Raw genomic sequence first — 15,802 nt, forward strand, 5'->3', positions numbered from 1 at the left:
AAGGGGTCGGTTAGCGGGCCGGGATCGACGGTGCAAGCGCAAGGCGACAAGTGACCGGGTGTTTGTGCCCGGCCACCTCAGCCATGAAGCCGGAAGAAGTCGAACACGGTATCGTCAATCCGTCGCGCGCGGTTCTCGCTGGTGCCGCCATAGGTATGCACGCCCACCGCGACCCGGCGATTGTCGCTGAACAGGGCAAAGATCGGGGCGCCGCTCATCCCGCCTTCGGTATCGAACGGATAGATCAGGAAATCGTCGGTCACGTCGGTCAGCCGACCGCCGTTATAATATTGCGTCGCCGGGGTCCGGTCGATGCCATAGCCGCTGACATTCACCTGAAGCCCCGCCAGTTGCGGCTCGCTGTAGCTGGCATAGCCGAACCAGCCGAGCTTGCTTCCCGGCTCGTCGGTGTCGAGCAGAAGCACGCCATAGTCATGTTCGAGCCCGCCATGCCCGGCGAGCCATTCCACCGGGCAATGCGCGTCCGCCACATGATAGCTTTTGAACGGCGCCGAATAGCCGTCATAGCCCGGCGTCACGAGGATCCGGCTCGCTTTGCCATAATCCTTGTGAAAGATATTGTGTCCGGCGGTACCCAGCGCCCTGCGCCCCAGGAACCAGGCGGTGCCGGTCGCACGCTTTCCCGAGCTGTAGGTGATGTCGAGATGCGCGATGCAACGCCAGGGCAGGGCGGTGGTGTCGGAGACGGGCACGCGATCGTCCTCACCGATGATCGATTGCGCCACCCAGGTTCGGTCGTCGGGGTCGCGCGGACGCGAATTGGTCTTTGTTGCAAACAGTCCGTTGCTGCGTGCGACATAGGCGTCGAATCCGGGTACATTCTCCAGCGAACTGCCGCCATTGGTTTCCGTCATGAACGGCGCACTGAAGCGCGGCGTGGGCGGCAGGCCTTCGATCAACGGCGGCGCGGCGAGCGCCGCGCCGAGAATCGCCGGCGGGCCGAGCGTAACGCGCGTCGCGTCGCCGTGTTTCGATCCCTTTGCGGATTTTGGCTTTGCCACGTTACGCGTCATTTCGCTGTCTCATTACCGGCGGCATCGCCGTCGCTGCCTTCGCTCTCGCGCGCCTTGTCGGCAGGCGATGGCTGAACCGTGGCCTTTCCGGCTGGCTGGCCGGGATTGACGGTCACCTCTGTCGCGTCCCCGCCAATACCTTGCTTGATCCGGGACAGCCCCGGATAGCCCACGCTTAGCAACGCGTCAGCGCCCTTCAATCCGGCTTCTGCCTTGACCTTCGCCTTGTCCGCCAGATCGGCGCGCGCTTTCTCCAGCGCAATGATCTGATCGATCCGCGACTTGCGCTTGGTCAGAAAGCTGGTGGACTGGTCGAGATAGGCACCGACCAATGTCGCAGGCAGCAGAAACAGCGCCGCCGCCTCAGATTTGCGGGTCACTTCGGTCTTGGTGGCGACGCCGCTGACCAGCGTCACCTTGGTCGAGACATCGGCCAGCCCGGAGCGCGACACCGGGATCACCACCGGATCGGCACCGTTCGTCAACTGGATTACCGCGCTTTGCAGACGCGCGCCCCCGGCGACGATCTCCAGGAATGCCGGTGTCGGCTGGCGCGTGCAAATGCCCCTGCGGCAATCGGTGGCGCGCGCGCGCACCCCGCTTGGCCAGGTGAACGGCCGATAGCCGCGCAACCCGATCGTAAAGGGCTGAAGCTGCCGGTTTAAGTCAAGCTTCTTGATGAACGAATCCTTCGCCGCATCGGCCTGATACTGACGAAGTTGCTCGATTCCCCTGGTCCGGACGGTGGTCTTCAGCAAATCATTGGCGGCCGCCATTTGCGGACAATCGGCGGGATCGACCCAGATGCGCAACAGCACCGCGTCGGTGGTATCCTTTGCGCCGCTCTCCGGCCGCAGCGCGGCGGCGGACTTGGCCAGGTTCCCCAGTGCCTCGGTGGTCTTTTCCTTGGTATCGGAATCGATTGAGGTAAGCAGCGAGTTGGTCTGCTCGACCTTCATCGTATCCTCGTGAAACCCCGAAATCTTGTGCGTGAGAACATAGGGACCCCATTGCTTGCTGGAAACGCAGCCTTGGGTAACGAACTGCGCGCTCTCGATCATCTCCGCGCCGGTGTCCGCCACGAACACGGGCTCGCTCAGTTCGACCTGCAGTCCGTTCGCTGCTGAGGCGACAAGCCGCACCTCGATCAGCCCGCGCGGCAGGTAATAGGCCTGCCCGGTCAGCGCTTGCCGTGACGTTGCCGAACTGCTTCTCACATCGGTGCTGGTCAGCGCCGCCCCGCAAGCAACGTTAAGCAACACCACAGACATGACCAGTGCATTCTTGAATGCTGGAAGCATCGCAGGTCCCCCACATGGTCGCCAAAACCAAAAGATCAGGAAGACGCAAACCCGGCGAAGCGCGAATACTGCCATGCGCGCTCGCAAAGGACAACTGTGACTGTAACCAAAGCGGATAGGTACGGTTTCGCGTGTCTATCCGGCCGTCGCCAGCGCGTCGATCGCCCCTTGCAGGATGTAGCTTGCCGCCAGCTTGTCCACCCGCTCCGCCCGTTTGGCGCGCGACAAGTCTTCGGCGATCATCTGCCGCTCGACCGCCTGAGTCGACCAGCGTTCGTCCCACATGAAGATCGGCAGGCCCAGATCGGCGACATTGCGTGCGAAGGCGCGGGTCGATTGGGTACGCGGCGAATCGGTCCCGTCGAGGTTGAGGGGCAGGCCGATAACCAGCCCCTTCACCTGCTGCGCGGCGATCAGCGCGGCCAGCAGGCCCTTGTCCGCGGTGAACTTGGTACGGCGGACAAGCTCGGCGGGGCTGGCGAACGACCAGCCCGAATCGCACAACGCCGTACCAATCGTCTTGGTGCCGACATCAAGCCCCAACAGCCGCCCGCCGCTCGGCAGCGCATCGCGGAACAGCGCGCGATCCTCGGTAATCATTTCGAACGAGCGGGGGCGAACGCCGCCAGACGCCGCTCCGCATCGGCTCGGACATTGGCCCAGAACAGCGAATAGTCGAACACATGGTAATTGTTGCCGGGGAGAACATAACTGCTCCCCAGTTCGGCGGGCGGGTTGCCGATCAGCAATATTCCGCGTCCCTCGCACCGCGCAGGGATCTCGGTCTTTGTCAGAGTGGCCGTCGCGAAATCGGCGGACGGGACCAGGCTACCGGCATTCACACCGACCCCGACTGCTGCCGCCCCGGGCTTTCCTGTAATCGGGTTGGTACACACCATCGGCGTGTTCGCACGTGGGGTGCCGTTGAAACCCTTTGTCGCGTCGAATGTGTCGAGGATCAGTGCCGGATCGGCGGGCTCGGCAAAGCTCTGCCACGACAGGATGCACCCGGCCTGATCGGCGGTCGCACATTCGGGCAGGCCCAGCAACGGCAGATCGGCGGTCTTGGAGATCGGCCAGCCGACCACGTATGCCGCGACGATCCGCTTCGCCAACGGCTTCCCCGCCACGCGATCGTGCAACAGCCGACTCAGGTGCAGTGCGCCCTGACTATGTCCGGCCAGGATGATCGGTCGGTCGCCCGCCTCCTTCAGAAACTGGTCGAACGCCGCGCCGACATCGCCGTAAGCCAGGTCGAATGCCTTCTTTGCTTCATCCTGTGTCGTCAGGAACGCGCCGAACGCCGCCTGTCGGTAACGCGGTGCCCAGATCGACCCCACGCCGTTAAACGCGCTCGCCTGCCCGCGCAGAAACAAAGCGGCACGGTCATTGGCGACCTTGTCGTCCAGCGGCGCATTCCAGCGTGCGCGTTCGAGGTAGGAAGTGGGGTGGATGAAGAAGACGGCGGCGACCGGCTTCTCCGCCACCGCAAATCCTTCGGGCACCCACAGCGCCGGATTGCCCGGCTTGTCGGGCCGCGCCAGCCACATAGTCGCACTGGCATAACGCTCGCCCGGCAGTGCCGCTTGTGGCTCGAACGCAGCACTCGGCACCATCGTCCGGCGGATCAACTCGATCCCCCAGATGCGATAGGCGAACGCCGCCGCAATCGCGAGTGCGATCAAGAAAGCAATCACATACAGGAATTTGCGCGCCAACCGGCTTCTCCATCGTGCGGACCGGCGCTGCGTTGCGCGATGGTCGCGCAGGATGCAACCATGTAAGGGGCAAGCAAGCGCGCGGGGGAGGGTGACAATGACCGACGAACAGAATGCGGACCGCTGGCCGCTATTGCCGGTCATACTCGCCGCACTCGGCCTTGCCACCGGCGTTGCCGCGCACGCGATTCTCGGCAGTGGCTATCAGCCCGCCCTCAGCGCGATTCGGGTCGCGCTGCTCAGCCTCGTCACAGTCTCTGCGATCCTGTTCGCGTTCATCGCCACGCGCGGCGATCTTTTGCGATCGGCTTTGGTCGCGGGCGGATGCGGCATCATCGCTGCGCTGATCCTGTATTTCAACGGCGCAACGTCGGGCTGGAGCGCGACCGAGGGTTGGCGACTGTTCAGCCTCGCGCTCGCCATCGGCATCGCCGCGCCGCTGTTCCAAGCCGGACGGGAAGGGGGCTTTCGTCCGCTGAACTATGCCGCCGTCCATGACTTTGCGTGGACCAACGTGGTCATCTGGTGCCTCAGCTGGGCATTTGTCGGAATCGTGATGCTGCTGTCATGGCTCCTCGCCGCGCTATTCGACCTGATCGGCATCGAGTTCCTGGGCAGAATGCTGCAAAAGGACTGGGTCTGGCGCCCGCTGGTCGGCCTCGCCTTCGGTCTTGGCGTCGCGTTGCTGCGTGAGCATGTCCGCATCGTCCGGTTGCTTCAGAATGTCGCCATGCTGGTGCTCGGCGTCCTCGCCCCGGTGCTCGCCATCGGACTCGCGCTGTTCCTGCTTGCGCTCCCGTTCACCGGGCTTCAGCCCTTATGGGACGCGACCAAGGCGACGACCCCAATCCTGCTGAGCTGTGCGGCCGGCGCGCTGCTGCTGGTCAACGCCGTGATCGGCAATGGCGGCGACGATCCGAAGCGCAACCGCGTCCTGCGCTGGGCCGCGATGGTGCTCGCGGTCGTTATGCTGCCGCTCACAGTCATCGCCCAGATCGCGACCGCGCTGCGCATCAACCAGTACGGCTTCACGCCGGAGCGGCTTTGGGCGCTCACCTTTGTCATCCTCGCTACCGCCTACGCCACTGCCTATCTGGTCAGCGTCGTGCGCGGTCAGGCGGGCTGGGCCGAGCGGGTGCGCCCCGCCAACCTCAACCTCGCTTTCATTACCTGCGGTGTCGCGTTGCTGCTCGCCACGCCGATCCTCAGCTTCAACGCAATTTCGACCCGCGATCAGGTCGCCCGCCTCGAATCGGGCAAACTCAGCCCAGACAAATTCGACTGGCGCGCGCTGGCCTTCCACTTCGGCGAGCCGGGTCGCAAGGCGCTGGAACGGCTGAAAACCGCCTCCAACCCCGCGATCCGCGCCAAGGCGCTTGCCGCTACGACCGCCAAATCCTCCTACGACGTCTCGGACGGCAGCAACGCCGTTCAGGCCGAGAAGCTCGACAAGACCCTGCGCATCCTGCCAGCCGGAACCCCATTGCCCGTCGACCTGCGTGAGTTGGTTGCCGCCGGTTATCAATGCCGTCGTGAACCCTGCACGCTCGCATTTCTGGACGCGGGCAAGACCGCGATATTGCTGACCAACGCGTGCTTCGCGCCACCCAAGCCCGCGCCTACGCCAACGTCATCCGGCCCGGTCGTCACGACAATGGCAACACCGGGCTGCTACGGAAATGAGCCCGACCGCTACGTGCTGACCGACGGCAAATGGCTTGCCGCAGAGCGGGTCAGGCAGCCCGACATAACGCCAGCCGAACGGGCGAACAGCGCAGCGGGGCTGACCGACGGCAATGTCGAAATCCGCCCGGTCGAGCGCCGTCAGGTTTTCGTCGGCGGCGTCCCTGTCGGCCAACCCTTCGAATAACCACGCTTGAAGGGCAAAGGCGCGACTGTTAGTCGCGCCTGCATGTCCGTAGATACCGCCACCGTCAAAAAGGTCGCCGGCCTCGCGCGCATCGCCATCACCGATGCCGATGCCGAACGCCTTGCGCCCGAACTCAACAACATCCTCGGCTGGATCGAGCAGCTGGGCGAGGTCGATACCTCCTCGGTCGAGCCGATGACTGCCGTCATCCCCAACAAGCTGCGCCTGCGCGACGATGTCGTGACCGAGCCGGACCAGCGCGACGCGGTGCTCGCCAATGCGCCCGTTGCAGAACACGGCTTCTTCGCTGTGCCGAAGGTGATCGAATAATGAGCGACGTCACCAACCTCGGCGTCGCGGCGCTGCGCGACGGCATCCGCCTCGGTGAATTCTCCGCGCGCGAAGTCGCAGACGCCTTCATCGTCAAGGTCAGCCAGGCCAAGCAGCTCAACGCCTTCATCGTCGAGACACCCGACCACGCAATCGCCGCCGCGCGCGAAGCCGACAGCGCGCGCGCCTCGGGTGAGAAGCTCAAGCCGCTCGCGGGTGTGCCGATCGGCATGAAGGATTTGTTCTGCACCAAGGGCGTGCAGACCACCGCCGCCAGCCATATGCTGGAGGGGTTCAAGCCGACCTATGAGTCCACCGTCTCCCAGAAATTATGGGACGCGGGTGCGGGGATGCTCGGCAAGCTTAACCTCGACCAGTTCGCCATGGGGTCGTCGAACGAAACCAGTTATTTCGGCAATGTGATTTCGCCGTGGCGGCGCAAGGACGGCGGCAACGAGGCACTCGCCCCCGGCGGCTCGTCCGGCGGTTCTTCGGCCGCGATCAGCGCGCGGCTCGTGCCCGCCGCGACCGGCACCGACACCGGCGGTTCGATCCGCCAGCCTGCCGCCTTTACCGGCATTTCGGGTATCAAGCCGACCTATGGCCGCTGCTCGCGCTGGGGCGTCGTCGCCTTCGCGTCCAGCCTCGATCAGGCCGGGTCGATGGCCCGCGACGTGCGCGACTGCGCGATCATGCTGGAGGCGATGAGCGGTTTCGACGCCAAGGACGCGACCTCGCTCAACCTCGACGTGCCACGCTGGGAAGAAAATCTCTCCGGCGACCTGCGCGGCAAGAAAATCGGCATTCCGAAGGAATATCGCGTCGACGGCATGCCGAGCGAGATCGAGGCGCTGTGGCAGCAGGGCATCGACTGGCTGAAGGATGCGGGCGCGGAGATCGTCGAAGTCTCGCTCCCCCACACCAAATACGCGCTGCCCGCCTATTACATCATCGCCCCCGCCGAGGCGTCGTCGAACCTCGCCCGCTATGACGGCGTCCGCTTCGGCAACCGCGAATTGCCCGCTGGCGCAGGCCTCCAGGACATGTACGCCGCCACTCGCGCCGCCGGGTTCGGCCCCGAAGTCCAGCGCCGCATCCTGATCGGCACCTATGTGCTGTCGGCGGGCTTCTACGACGCCTATTACACCCAGGCGCAAAAGGTCCGCACCCTCATCGCCCGCGATTTCGAGCGCGCCTGGCTCCAGTGCGACCTGCTGCTGACGCCGACCGCACCGAGCGCCGCGTTCGCGCTGGGCGAGAAGAGCGCCGACCCGCTGGCGATGTATCTCAACGACGTGTTTACCGTTCCGTCTTCGCTGGCAGGCATCCCCGCAATGTCCGTCCCCGGCGGACTGGACGCAGGCGGCCTCCCGCTCGGCCTCCAGATCATCGGCAAGCCGCTGGACGAGCAGGGCGTGCTCAATGCTTCGCTGGCGATTGAGGAGCGAGCGGGGTTCACGGCGAGGCCGGATCAGTGGTGGTAACAAGGAACTGCAGCATATGCAGGCGGCAGCTAGATACTCCGTCCGACCCGCTTTCTGTTGATTGCGGAGGCGATTGCTGGGGTTGCGTCGGAGAGTTTGAACTTGGCGGCGAACTTTCCGCCAAGGTTCAGCAGGAAATTGCCGAGGGCCTGCGAAATCCGGATGGATCGCCTGCCAATCGAGCGTCAGAAGTGCAGGACGATTAAATGAACGAATACCGCATCAAAGGCGAAACCGGCGATTGGGAGGTCGTGATCGGCCTGGAAGTCCACGCCCAGGTCACGTCCAACGCCAAGCTCTTCTCCGGCTCACCCACGACGTTCGGCGCGGAACCGAACACGCAGGTCAGCCTCGTCGACGCCGCCATGCCCGGTATGCTCCCCGTGCCGAACCGCGAATGCGTCCGTCAGGCCGTACGCACCGGCATGGCGATCGAGGCTAAGATCAACAAATGGTCGCGCTTCGACCGCAAGAACTACTTTTACGCCGATCTGCCGCAGGGCTATCAGATCAGCCAGCTCTATCACCCGATCGTGGGGGAGGGCGCAGTCGATATCGAAATCGAGGGTGAAACGAAAACCATCGGCGTCGAACGCATCCATATCGAGCAGGATGCCGGCAAGCTGATGCACGATCAGCATCCGACCCAGTCCTATGTCGATCTCAACCGCTCCGGCGTCGCGCTGATGGAAATCGTCAGCCGCCCGGACATGCGTTCGCCCGCCGAAGCAGGGGCTTACCTCGCAAAGCTGCGATCCATTCTTCGCTATGTCGGCTCGTGCGACGGCAATATGGATCAGGGTTCGATGCGCGCCGACGTCAATGTCAGCGTGCGCAAGCCCGGCGACGAACTCGGCACGCGCACCGAAACCAAGAACGTCAATTCGGTCCGCTTCGTCATGCAGACGGTGGAGATCGAGGCGAAGCGCCAGGTCGATGTCCTCGAAAATGGCGGCCGCATTGTTCAGGAAACGCGCCTGTTCGATCCCGATAAGGGCGAGACGCGGTCGATGCGCTCGAAGGAAGACGCGCACGACTATCGCTATTTCCCGGACCCCGATCTGCTCCCGCTGGAACTGGACGACGCGTTTCTCGACGAATGCCGCGCATCGCTGCCGGAACTGCCAGACGCCAAGCGCGCACGGTACGAAGCACAGGGTGTCACCCCTTATAACGCCGCCGTCCTGACGGCGGAGGTCGAGGCGGCGCGCTATTTCGACACGTTGCTGGAGGCGGGCGTCAACGCCGTTCCCGCCGCCAACTGGGTCACGTCGGAGCTGTTCGGCGCGCTGAACCGGCTGGGGAAGGATATCGAGAACAGCCCGGTCGGCCCCACGCAGGCCGCCGAACTGCTCTCGCTGGTCGGTGATGGCACGCTATCGAACACCCTCGCCAAGCAAGTGTTCGAGATCATGCTCGAAACCGGCGACGCACCGGCCAAGATCGTCGACGAACGCGGCCTGAAACAGACCAGCGACACCGGCGCGATCGAGGCCGAAATCGCCAAGATTCTCGCCGCCAACGCGGACAAGGTCGCTGACTATCGCGGCGGCAAGGACAAATTATTCGGCTTCTTCGTTGGCCAGACGATGAAGGCGATGGCGGGCAAGGCCAACCCCGCCGTCGTCAACGACCTGCTGAAGAAAGCGCTCGACGGCTAGGGTCGAGCGTTCTTCGGTGGGGTCTCCGGCTTTCCGTTCGACCCCGGCGGATAATCGTCCGGCGTGACGCTGCCCTGATTTTTCACGGCGCGGCGATCGTCTGCATCGCGCGGCTCACCATCGCTGTCGATATCGCCGCCGGGCTTGTTGGGCTGAGTGGGGGTGTGGGTCATTGTGCCGTATCGTCCTGATTCTTCGTCACCCCACCGGTCCCGCCGACCGCGCCATCGACGCCATCGGGCGTTTCGGAGGTGATGCCGCTCTCGGGTTCCTCGACATTGGTGATGTCGCGATTGGTGCCGCTCGTCGCCTGCTCGACGTCGATGTGGGTGTCGTGATTGTCCTGCGGCAGGCTGTCGGGATGGGGGTCACGGTCGGGCATCGATTATCTCCTTCGCCCCATCAACGAGCGGCGCTGACCATTGCTCCGGCAAATCTCACTTGCGCCGTCCGCGCCGCGCGATAATTTTGCCGACGGGGCCGACCTCTCTAGCGATTCGCGCGGGAAGTCACTGAATTTGGAGGGGGATTTCATGCTACGTCTGGGTTGGGCGCGCCGAGCGTGCTCGCTGGCTGTCATTGCGTCGCTGACGCTGCCAGCCATCGCGTCCGCGCAGGACCAGGCTGTAGCCGCTGCGCCAGTCTATCTCGAAGATGGGTCGCCCTTCGGCAAGGTCGAGGTGTCGAACGAGGACGCCGCCAAGCTCGAAATGCCGAAGCTCGCCTTTGCCGTGACAGCGGTGGAGGAGAAGGATTTCGACAAATATTACTACTTCCACCGTACCGGCGTCGATTACGCCTCGGCCTATCTCGATATCGTCGAGTGCGACGGTTACGCGCGCGGTTTGTCGAGCGGTGTTGCCTATACGCAGACCCCCTATCCTTATGCCGGGACCCTTGCGGGTGCGGCGGGCGGGGTGATCGCCAATGTGATGATCGCCGCGATCTTCGGATCGGCGGAGAAGCGGCGCCTGCGCCGTGTGAACATGCGTCAGTGCATGAACTTCAAAGGTTATCAGCGTTACGGCCTGAAGAAGGATCTGTGGGAGGACTTCCATTTCGAGGAGGGGCTGTCCGGCATGGAAGAGAAACGGCGCTTCGATTATCTGAAGCGTCAGGCGCTGGTCGCCTCGTCGGCAAAGCCTGAAGGAAAGGAGCTGGGCCTGTGAGGACGCTGCTTATAGCAACCGCCACGCTGGCCCTGTGCGCCACGCCAGCTTTCGCCAAGAAGGACAAGGTCGTGTTCGTTGAGACCTCGGCGGTCAAGGACAAGCCTGTGGTCGCGCTCGACCCGGCCAAGGCCTATGTATTGGTCCGCTCGGACGGCGCGATCCCGCTGCATCTGATGCGCGTACCCAGCGCCGAGGATCAGGTGAAATATGACGAGCTGAAGGCCGAAGCGTTCGCCGAAGCGCGTGAGAAATATATGAAGAAGCAGGCGGCTTACGACAAGGCCAAGGCGGCGAACGACAAGATGTCGAAGAGCGCGCAAAGGCCGCCGCTGCCCGAAAAGCCGGTTGAGCCGACCGAGGCGAATTTCGAATTCACGCCGTTCGGCCTGTTGACCGGCGTATCGGTTGGTCCGTTTAACCGCTTCGCCAAGGGTAAGGACGGCGACAAGACTTCGACCTATTTGCAGGAGATCACGCCCGGCAGCTACCGCATCTATGGCATGATGAGCGTCATTCCAAACGGCGGTGCGTTCGGTAGTTGTTTCTGCATGGGCAGCGTGAAGTTCGAGGCAAAGGCTGGCGAAATTACCGATCTCGGCCGTTTCGCATCGCGCGAGGTTGCCAAGCGAGAGAGTGGCGACAACGCCAAGCCGATCGAAATGGCATTCGATTTCCAGCCCGCCGTGGCCGGACCTGCGCCCGATCCGCGCCTTGGCAGCGCAACGATCCGTCCGGCCCTTCTGAAACCGGTAGGCAAACTGCCCAATTATTTCGGTATGACGATCGACCGGCTCCCACCGGTCGCGGGCGTCATGCGCTACGACCGTGACCGGATCGTCGATCTGACCACGGGTAACTGAGCGCTCGGTCCCTCACCCCACCGGCTGGATCGTCGATGGCGGATCGCCGGCTGGCAGCGGCGACGGCACATCGATATCCGGCCCCGGCGGGTCGACCTCGGGTGAGATCGGTCCGGGCTGACCCGGTTGTTCCGGCGTCGGCGGGGCTTCGGGCTGGGGGGTGGTCGGGGCGATTGGGGGTTCGACGGGCATGGCATGCATCTCCTTTGCCTTGCCCAACGCGCCGGAACGCTGCGGGTTCACGAACGCCGGCGAATGACCGAAGCCGTCTGACCGAAGCCATCTGTCACACGCATGTCGCATCGCGGCTTGCCCCCGGCCCACGCCTTGCTATAGACGCGCCCGACCTGTGATGTCCCAGAATGCGGGCGTGGCGGAATTGGTAGACGCGCTGGTTTTAGGTACCAGTATCGAAAGATGTGGGGGTTCGAGTCCCTTCGCCCGCACCAATCCCGCCCTGCGTGATGGCGATGCCGCGACGATATTCCACTTCCAAAAGCAGGAAGCCTGATTGAAATGCAGACTGTCGAGACGTTGAACGAAGGCCTTAAGCGCGCCTACACCCTGAAGATCACCGCCAAGGATATCGATGCCCGCGTCGATGCCGAGGTGAAGAAGGTCGCGCCGACCATTCGTATGCCCGGCTTCCGCCCCGGCAAGGTGCCCGCCAACCTCGTGCGCAAGATGCACGGCGAGGCGCTGACTCAGGACGCGCTGAACACGACGATTCAGGAAGGCGTGCAGAAGATCATCGCCGACAACCGCCTGCGTCCCGCGATGCAGCCATCGGTCAGCCTGGAGGGCGAGTTTGCCGCCGGTGAGGGCGCCGAAGTCAAGGTCGAGCTGGAAGTCCTGCCGGATGTGCCAGCCCCTTCGATCGAGGGTCTGAAGCTGGAGCGCCTGACGGTTGCGACCGATGAGAGCGCGATCGACGAGCAGCTGACGCAGATCGCCGGCCAGCAAAAGGCGTGGGAAGACGCGAAGCCGACCTATAAGGCGAAGCAGGGCGACCAGGTCGTGATGGACTTTGTCGGCAAGGTTGACGACGTGCCGTTCGAGGGCGGCACCGGCGAAGCGATGGCGGTCGAAATCGGCTCCGGTCGTCTCATCCCGGGCTTCGAGGATCAGATCGTCGGCGTGAAGGCTGGCGACGAGAAGCAGATCAACGTCAATTTCCCAGAGGATTATGGCGTCGACACGCTGGCTGGAAAGCCTGCCACGTTCGACCTCAAGATCATTTCGGTGAAAACCGCCGGCGAGAGCAAGATCGACGACGACTTCGCCAAGACGCTCGGCCTCGAAAGCCTCGAACAGCTGCGCGGCATCCTGAAGGGCCAGATCGAAAACGAGACCGGTGGCCTCACGCGCACCTATATGAAGCGCAAGCTGCTCGACCAGCTCGCCGCCGGCCACGACTTCCCGGTCCCGCCATCGATGGTCGAGGCCGAGTTCCAGCAGATCTGGGCTCAGCTCGAGCATGAAGCGGGCCATGAGGAAGATCCGGAAGCGGCGAAGGCCGAGTTGGAGAGCGAGAAAGACGATTACCGTGCTATCGCCGAGCGTCGCGTGCGCCTTGGCCTGTTGCTGTCGGAAATCGGTCAGGCCAACGGCGTCGACGTGACTCAGGCGGAAATGAACCGCCTGATCGCGCAGGCCGCTCAGCAATATCGCCCGGAAGACCAGCAGCGCTTCTTCCAGTACATTCAGCAGGAGCCGATGGCGGCAGCCCAGCTGCGCGCGCCGCTCTATGAGGACAAGGTCGTCGACTTCCTGTTCGAGAAGGCCGAAATCACCGACCGCGAAGTGACGCGCGAGGAACTGGAAGCCGCGATCGAGAGCGAAGAAGGCGCGGTCCCGCATGTTCACGGCCCCGGTTGTGGCCATGACCATGGCGACGAGAAGCCTGCCAAGAAGGCGAAGGCGAAGAAGGCCGAGCCTGAAGCAGCTGCTGAGGAAGTGAAGCCCGCCAAGAAGGCCAAGGCCAAGGCCGAAGAAGCGCCTGCCGAGGAAGCTGCGCCGAAAAAGGCACCGGCGAAGAAGGCGGCTGCCCAGGCTGACGACGCCGAGGCCGAGGCCGCCCCGAAGAAGAAGGCCCCGGCCAAGAAGCAGGCCGACTAACTGTCCCTCTCCCGGCGGGAGAGGGAGGGAGCCGCGAAGCGGCGGAAGGGTGAGGGCAGGCGGGTTGCGAAACCTCAAGCCCTCATCCAAGCTACGCTAAGCGCCACAGGCGCTAAGCTTTGCTTCCTTTTCCCACCGGGAGAAGGTCTGGGGGATGAATGGCAACGCAAGCGGCTCGCATCGCAGTCATCCTGCCCTGCTATAACGAGGAAGCTGCGATCGCGCAGACGGTCGCTGCCTTCCGCGCCGCGCTGCCGACGGCAGAAATCTACGTCTACGACAACAACAGCAGCGACCGCACGTTGGCGGTAGCAAAAGCCGCTGGCGCGACCGTCCGCACAGAACGCATGCAGGGCAAGGGCAACGTGGTCCGCCGCATGTTCGCCGATGTCGATGCCGACCTCTATGTCATGGCCGATGGCGACGCGACCTATGACGCGACCGCGGCGCCCGCGATGATCGACAAGATGCTGGACGAGGGCCTCGACATGGTCGTGGGCACGCGCATTCATGAGGCAGCAGACGCCTATCGCCGTGGCCACGTCCTTGGCAACCGCGCGATGACCAGCCTGCTCGCACGCCTGTTCGGGCGCAGTTTCACCGACATCTTTTCGGGCTACCGCGTCTTTTCACGCCGCTTCGTGAAGAGCTTTCCGGTGCTGTCTTCGGGGTTCGAGATCGAGACCGAGATCAGCGTCCACGCGCTGGAACTGAAGATGCCGGTGGGGGAAATCGAAACCCGCTATCTCGCTCGGCCCGAGGGGTCGGCGTCGAAACTGTCGACCTATCGTGACGGCTTCCGAATCGCGCGCACGATCGTGACGCTCTATCGCATCGAAAAGCCGATGCTGTTCTTCGGCTGGCTGGCGGCGTTGCTGGCGGCGGTCGCCGTGATCCTCGCGGTGCCGCTGGTGCTGACCTATCTCGACACCAGCCGCGTGCCGCGCTTCCCGACCGCGATCCTCTCGACCGGCTTGGTGATCCTGTCGGCGCTCAGCCTGTTCGCGGGCCTGATCCTCGACACCGTCGTGCGCGGTCGTCGTGAAATGCGCCGCCTCGCCTATCTCGCCCAGCCGGGACCACTTCGTTAGCCTCTTCTTGCGACCGATTTCGTCAGTTTTCACGTCTGACCCGTTTGGTTAGCGTTCCTGTGCGGGCGAATAACGCCGACATCACAGGAGGACACGCAATGCCGCTTCCACTCATTCCGTTCGCTATCAAGGGTGCGTTCGTCCTGGGCAAGTACATGATGGCGAAGGGGGCAGCCGCAAAGGTTGCAGCCGCCACCGTCCAAACCGTCAAAGCCGTCGGCGTGGCGAATACACTGGCTGGTGCCGCAACCGCGCTGGTCGTGGTGGGTGGCGTCAAATGGACGGCGGAGAATTTCGACCGGGCCACGCGCGCCTATCGCGCCGCGAACAATGGCGATCTCGCCGGAGCGGCTCGCGCATTGATCGGTATTGCATCGAGCGTTCATGGCACCGCGTCGAACACGCTGGGCGGCGATCTGTCGGATTGGGCACAAGACGGGTATCCCGTCGATGGCCGTATTATCGGACTGGCGCGCGACGCCTATGATACGGCGATGGACGCAAAGCCGGATTAGGCGGCCAGATCTTCCAGCCTGATCCCCAGTTCGTCGATCAGGAACTCCTCGATCGCGGCGCGGATCATCGCACGGGTGTCCGCATCCGCGGCCTCGACCCAGCCCGCGATGCGCAATACACCCGCGACCGGCCATACCTGCCAGCGGACGTCGCCGTCCTGCACCGTGATCTCGCCGTCATAATCGTGCGCCATGCCCAGTGCGGTCAGCCGCGCCGACAGCCGCGTCACCGCCTGCGCCGAATCGATCCCGTTCCACGCGGCAAAGGCGAACTCGAACCGCTCGCGGTTGGGCGACACCTGCGGTTCGCTCTTCGCCGCGGCGGGGCGCGAGCGACGGACGCGCAATTTCAGTTGCAGGATCATGTTGAGGATGATCGCCGTGATCGGGATCAGCGCGATGCCGGTCACCATCGCGATGCCAAAGGTTCGGTCGCTCAGGCCACCAGTGGCGAAGAGCGGCCCCAGGCACAGCGCAGCCACCACTGCATAGAGTGCGGCAAAGCCGACAATGATCCCCGTTCTCCGGCGCATCGGCGCCCCCTGTCGTTTCATTCCACGACGCTTTTATAACGCAACCGTTCAGATTTGGTTGTCAACCATGACGTTCCGCCACGCCCGTCAAGCATGTCCGTTCACCGCCTTCCCC

At 63.8% G+C, this 15,802-nt stretch carries 17 protein-coding genes and 1 tRNA gene; 10 read left to right on the plus strand and 8 right to left on the minus strand.

The features are described from left to right. Nucleotides 1–77: 77 nt before the first annotated feature. From U1702_RS04830 to U1702_RS04845, 4 genes are all read right to left on the minus strand, one after another. Nucleotides 78–1,034, minus strand: coding sequence for a trypsin-like serine peptidase (locus tag U1702_RS04830; protein WP_332722544.1), 957 nt, complete (start codon nucleotides 1,032–1,034; stop codon nucleotides 78–80). Beyond that, the gene (locus U1702_RS04835) at nucleotides 1,031–2,335 is read right to left on the minus strand and encodes a hypothetical protein (RefSeq protein ID WP_332722546.1); all 1,305 of its coding nucleotides are present in this window, start codon (nucleotides 2,333–2,335) and stop codon (nucleotides 1,031–1,033) included. Before U1702_RS04835 ends, U1702_RS04830 begins: the two co-directional genes overlap by 4 nt. A 135-nt stretch (nucleotides 2,336–2,470) precedes the next feature. Further along, nucleotides 2,471–2,935, minus strand: a complete 465-nt coding sequence (gene ruvX / locus U1702_RS04840; protein WP_332722548.1) for a Holliday junction resolvase RuvX — start codon at nucleotides 2,933–2,935, stop codon at nucleotides 2,471–2,473. After that, entirely contained in the window at nucleotides 2,932–4,053 is a 1,122-nt protein-coding gene (locus U1702_RS04845; RefSeq protein ID WP_332722550.1) for a DUF3089 domain-containing protein, read from the minus strand. The genes ruvX and U1702_RS04845 overlap by 4 nt, the downstream gene beginning before the upstream one ends. A 97-nt stretch (nucleotides 4,054–4,150) precedes the next feature. On the opposite strand from U1702_RS04845, the gene U1702_RS04850 reads away from it, so the two are divergent. From U1702_RS04850 to gatB, 4 genes are all read left to right on the plus strand, one after another. After that, nucleotides 4,151–5,923, plus strand: a complete 1,773-nt coding sequence (locus U1702_RS04850; RefSeq protein ID WP_332722551.1) for a DUF4153 domain-containing protein — start codon at nucleotides 4,151–4,153, stop codon at nucleotides 5,921–5,923. A 42-nt stretch (nucleotides 5,924–5,965) separates the two neighbouring features. Continuing rightward, a complete protein-coding gene (gatC, locus tag U1702_RS04855; RefSeq protein WP_332722553.1) occupies nucleotides 5,966–6,253 on the plus strand; it encodes an Asp-tRNA(Asn)/Glu-tRNA(Gln) amidotransferase subunit GatC in 288 nt (95 codons plus the stop codon). After that, nucleotides 6,253–7,737 carry an Asp-tRNA(Asn)/Glu-tRNA(Gln) amidotransferase subunit GatA gene (gatA, locus tag U1702_RS04860; protein WP_332722555.1) on the plus strand — a complete coding sequence of 495 codons (1,485 nt, stop codon included), beginning with the start codon at nucleotides 6,253–6,255 and terminating at the stop codon, nucleotides 7,735–7,737. Before gatC ends, gatA begins: the two co-directional genes overlap by 1 nt. A 206-nt stretch (nucleotides 7,738–7,943) precedes the next feature. Beyond that, entirely contained in the window at nucleotides 7,944–9,398 is a 1,455-nt protein-coding gene (gatB, locus tag U1702_RS04865; protein ID WP_332722557.1) for an Asp-tRNA(Asn)/Glu-tRNA(Gln) amidotransferase subunit GatB, read from the plus strand. Here the strand turns inward: gatB and U1702_RS04870 are convergent. Together U1702_RS04870 and U1702_RS04875 are read right to left on the minus strand one after the other, a co-directional pair. Then, entirely contained in the window at nucleotides 9,395–9,571 is a 177-nt protein-coding gene (locus U1702_RS04870; RefSeq protein ID WP_332722559.1) for a hypothetical protein, read from the minus strand. The genes gatB and U1702_RS04870 overlap by 4 nt on opposite strands. After that, nucleotides 9,568–9,780 (minus strand): hypothetical protein, encoded by a 213-nt coding sequence (locus U1702_RS04875; protein ID WP_332722561.1) that lies wholly within the window; start codon nucleotides 9,778–9,780, stop codon nucleotides 9,568–9,570. The genes U1702_RS04870 and U1702_RS04875 overlap by 4 nt, the downstream gene beginning before the upstream one ends. 151 nt (nucleotides 9,781–9,931) lie before the next feature. Between U1702_RS04875 and U1702_RS04880 the strand changes: the two genes are divergently transcribed. Further along, entirely contained in the window at nucleotides 9,932–10,567 is a 636-nt protein-coding gene (locus U1702_RS04880; RefSeq protein ID WP_332722563.1) for a hypothetical protein, read from the plus strand. Further along, nucleotides 10,564–11,430, plus strand: coding sequence for a hypothetical protein (locus U1702_RS04885; protein ID WP_332722565.1), 867 nt, complete (start codon nucleotides 10,564–10,566; stop codon nucleotides 11,428–11,430). Before U1702_RS04880 ends, U1702_RS04885 begins: the two co-directional genes overlap by 4 nt. 12 nt (nucleotides 11,431–11,442) lie before the next feature. On the opposite strand, the gene U1702_RS04890 is transcribed toward U1702_RS04885, so the two are convergent. Next, nucleotides 11,443–11,622 carry a hypothetical protein gene (locus U1702_RS04890; protein WP_332722567.1) on the minus strand — a complete coding sequence of 60 codons (180 nt, stop codon included), beginning with the start codon at nucleotides 11,620–11,622 and terminating at the stop codon, nucleotides 11,443–11,445. 172 nt (nucleotides 11,623–11,794) lie between these two features. Here U1702_RS04890 and U1702_RS04895 point away from each other — a divergent pair. The 4 genes from U1702_RS04895 (at nucleotide 11,795) to U1702_RS04910 (ending at nucleotide 15,154) form a co-directional block, all read left to right on the plus strand. After that, nucleotides 11,795–11,879, plus strand: a tRNA-Leu gene (locus U1702_RS04895). Nucleotides 11,880–11,946: 67 nt separating this feature from the next. Beyond that, nucleotides 11,947–13,548, plus strand: a complete 1,602-nt coding sequence (gene tig / locus U1702_RS04900) for a trigger factor (RefSeq protein WP_332722568.1) — start codon at nucleotides 11,947–11,949, stop codon at nucleotides 13,546–13,548. 158 nt (nucleotides 13,549–13,706) lie between these two features. Next, nucleotides 13,707–14,639, plus strand: a complete 933-nt coding sequence (locus tag U1702_RS04905) for a glycosyltransferase family 2 protein (RefSeq protein ID WP_332722570.1) — start codon at nucleotides 13,707–13,709, stop codon at nucleotides 14,637–14,639. Between the two features lie 98 nt (nucleotides 14,640–14,737). Beyond that, nucleotides 14,738–15,154, plus strand: a complete 417-nt coding sequence (locus U1702_RS04910) for a hypothetical protein (protein ID WP_332722572.1) — start codon at nucleotides 14,738–14,740, stop codon at nucleotides 15,152–15,154. On the opposite strand, the gene U1702_RS04915 is transcribed toward U1702_RS04910, so the two are convergent. Further along, entirely contained in the window at nucleotides 15,151–15,687 is a 537-nt protein-coding gene (locus tag U1702_RS04915) for a hypothetical protein (protein WP_332722574.1), read from the minus strand. The two genes, U1702_RS04910 and U1702_RS04915, sit on opposite strands and share 4 nt — an antisense overlap. Nucleotides 15,688–15,802 lie beyond the last annotated feature (115 nt).

The organism is Sphingomonas sp. LT1P40, assembly GCF_036663835.1.
GTDB lineage: Bacteria > Pseudomonadota > Alphaproteobacteria > Sphingomonadales > Sphingomonadaceae > Sphingomonas.

What these genes read in the sequence shown, in the direction of transcription:
- U1702_RS04830 (WP_332722544.1), bottom strand. Translation starts at nt 1,034, where the DNA reads ATGACGCGTAACGTGGCAAAGCCAAAATCCGCAAAGGGATCGAAACAC.
- U1702_RS04835 (WP_332722546.1), bottom strand. Translation starts at nt 2,335, where the DNA reads ATGCTTCCAGCATTCAAGAATGCACTGGTCATGTCTGTGGTGTTGCTT.
- ruvX (WP_332722548.1), bottom strand. Translation starts at nt 2,935, where the DNA reads ATGATTACCGAGGATCGCGCGCTGTTCCGCGATGCGCTGCCGAGCGGC.
- U1702_RS04850 (WP_332722551.1), top strand. Translation starts at nt 4,151, where the DNA reads ATGACCGACGAACAGAATGCGGACCGCTGGCCGCTATTGCCGGTCATA.
- gatC (WP_332722553.1), top strand. Translation starts at nt 5,966, where the DNA reads ATGTCCGTAGATACCGCCACCGTCAAAAAGGTCGCCGGCCTCGCGCGC.
- gatA (WP_332722555.1), top strand. Translation starts at nt 6,253, where the DNA reads ATGAGCGACGTCACCAACCTCGGCGTCGCGGCGCTGCGCGACGGCATC.
- gatB (WP_332722557.1), top strand. Translation starts at nt 7,944, where the DNA reads ATGAACGAATACCGCATCAAAGGCGAAACCGGCGATTGGGAGGTCGTG.
- U1702_RS04870 (WP_332722559.1), bottom strand. Translation starts at nt 9,571, where the DNA reads ATGACCCACACCCCCACTCAGCCCAACAAGCCCGGCGGCGATATCGAC.
- U1702_RS04875 (WP_332722561.1), bottom strand. Translation starts at nt 9,780, where the DNA reads ATGCCCGACCGTGACCCCCATCCCGACAGCCTGCCGCAGGACAATCAC.
- U1702_RS04880 (WP_332722563.1), top strand. Translation starts at nt 9,932, where the DNA reads ATGCTACGTCTGGGTTGGGCGCGCCGAGCGTGCTCGCTGGCTGTCATT.
- U1702_RS04890 (WP_332722567.1), bottom strand. Translation starts at nt 11,622, where the DNA reads ATGCCCGTCGAACCCCCAATCGCCCCGACCACCCCCCAGCCCGAAGCC.
- tig (WP_332722568.1), top strand. Translation starts at nt 11,947, where the DNA reads ATGCAGACTGTCGAGACGTTGAACGAAGGCCTTAAGCGCGCCTACACC.
- U1702_RS04905 (WP_332722570.1), top strand. Translation starts at nt 13,707, where the DNA reads ATGGCAACGCAAGCGGCTCGCATCGCAGTCATCCTGCCCTGCTATAAC.
- U1702_RS04910 (WP_332722572.1), top strand. Translation starts at nt 14,738, where the DNA reads ATGCCGCTTCCACTCATTCCGTTCGCTATCAAGGGTGCGTTCGTCCTG.
- U1702_RS04915 (WP_332722574.1), bottom strand. Translation starts at nt 15,687, where the DNA reads ATGCGCCGGAGAACGGGGATCATTGTCGGCTTTGCCGCACTCTATGCA.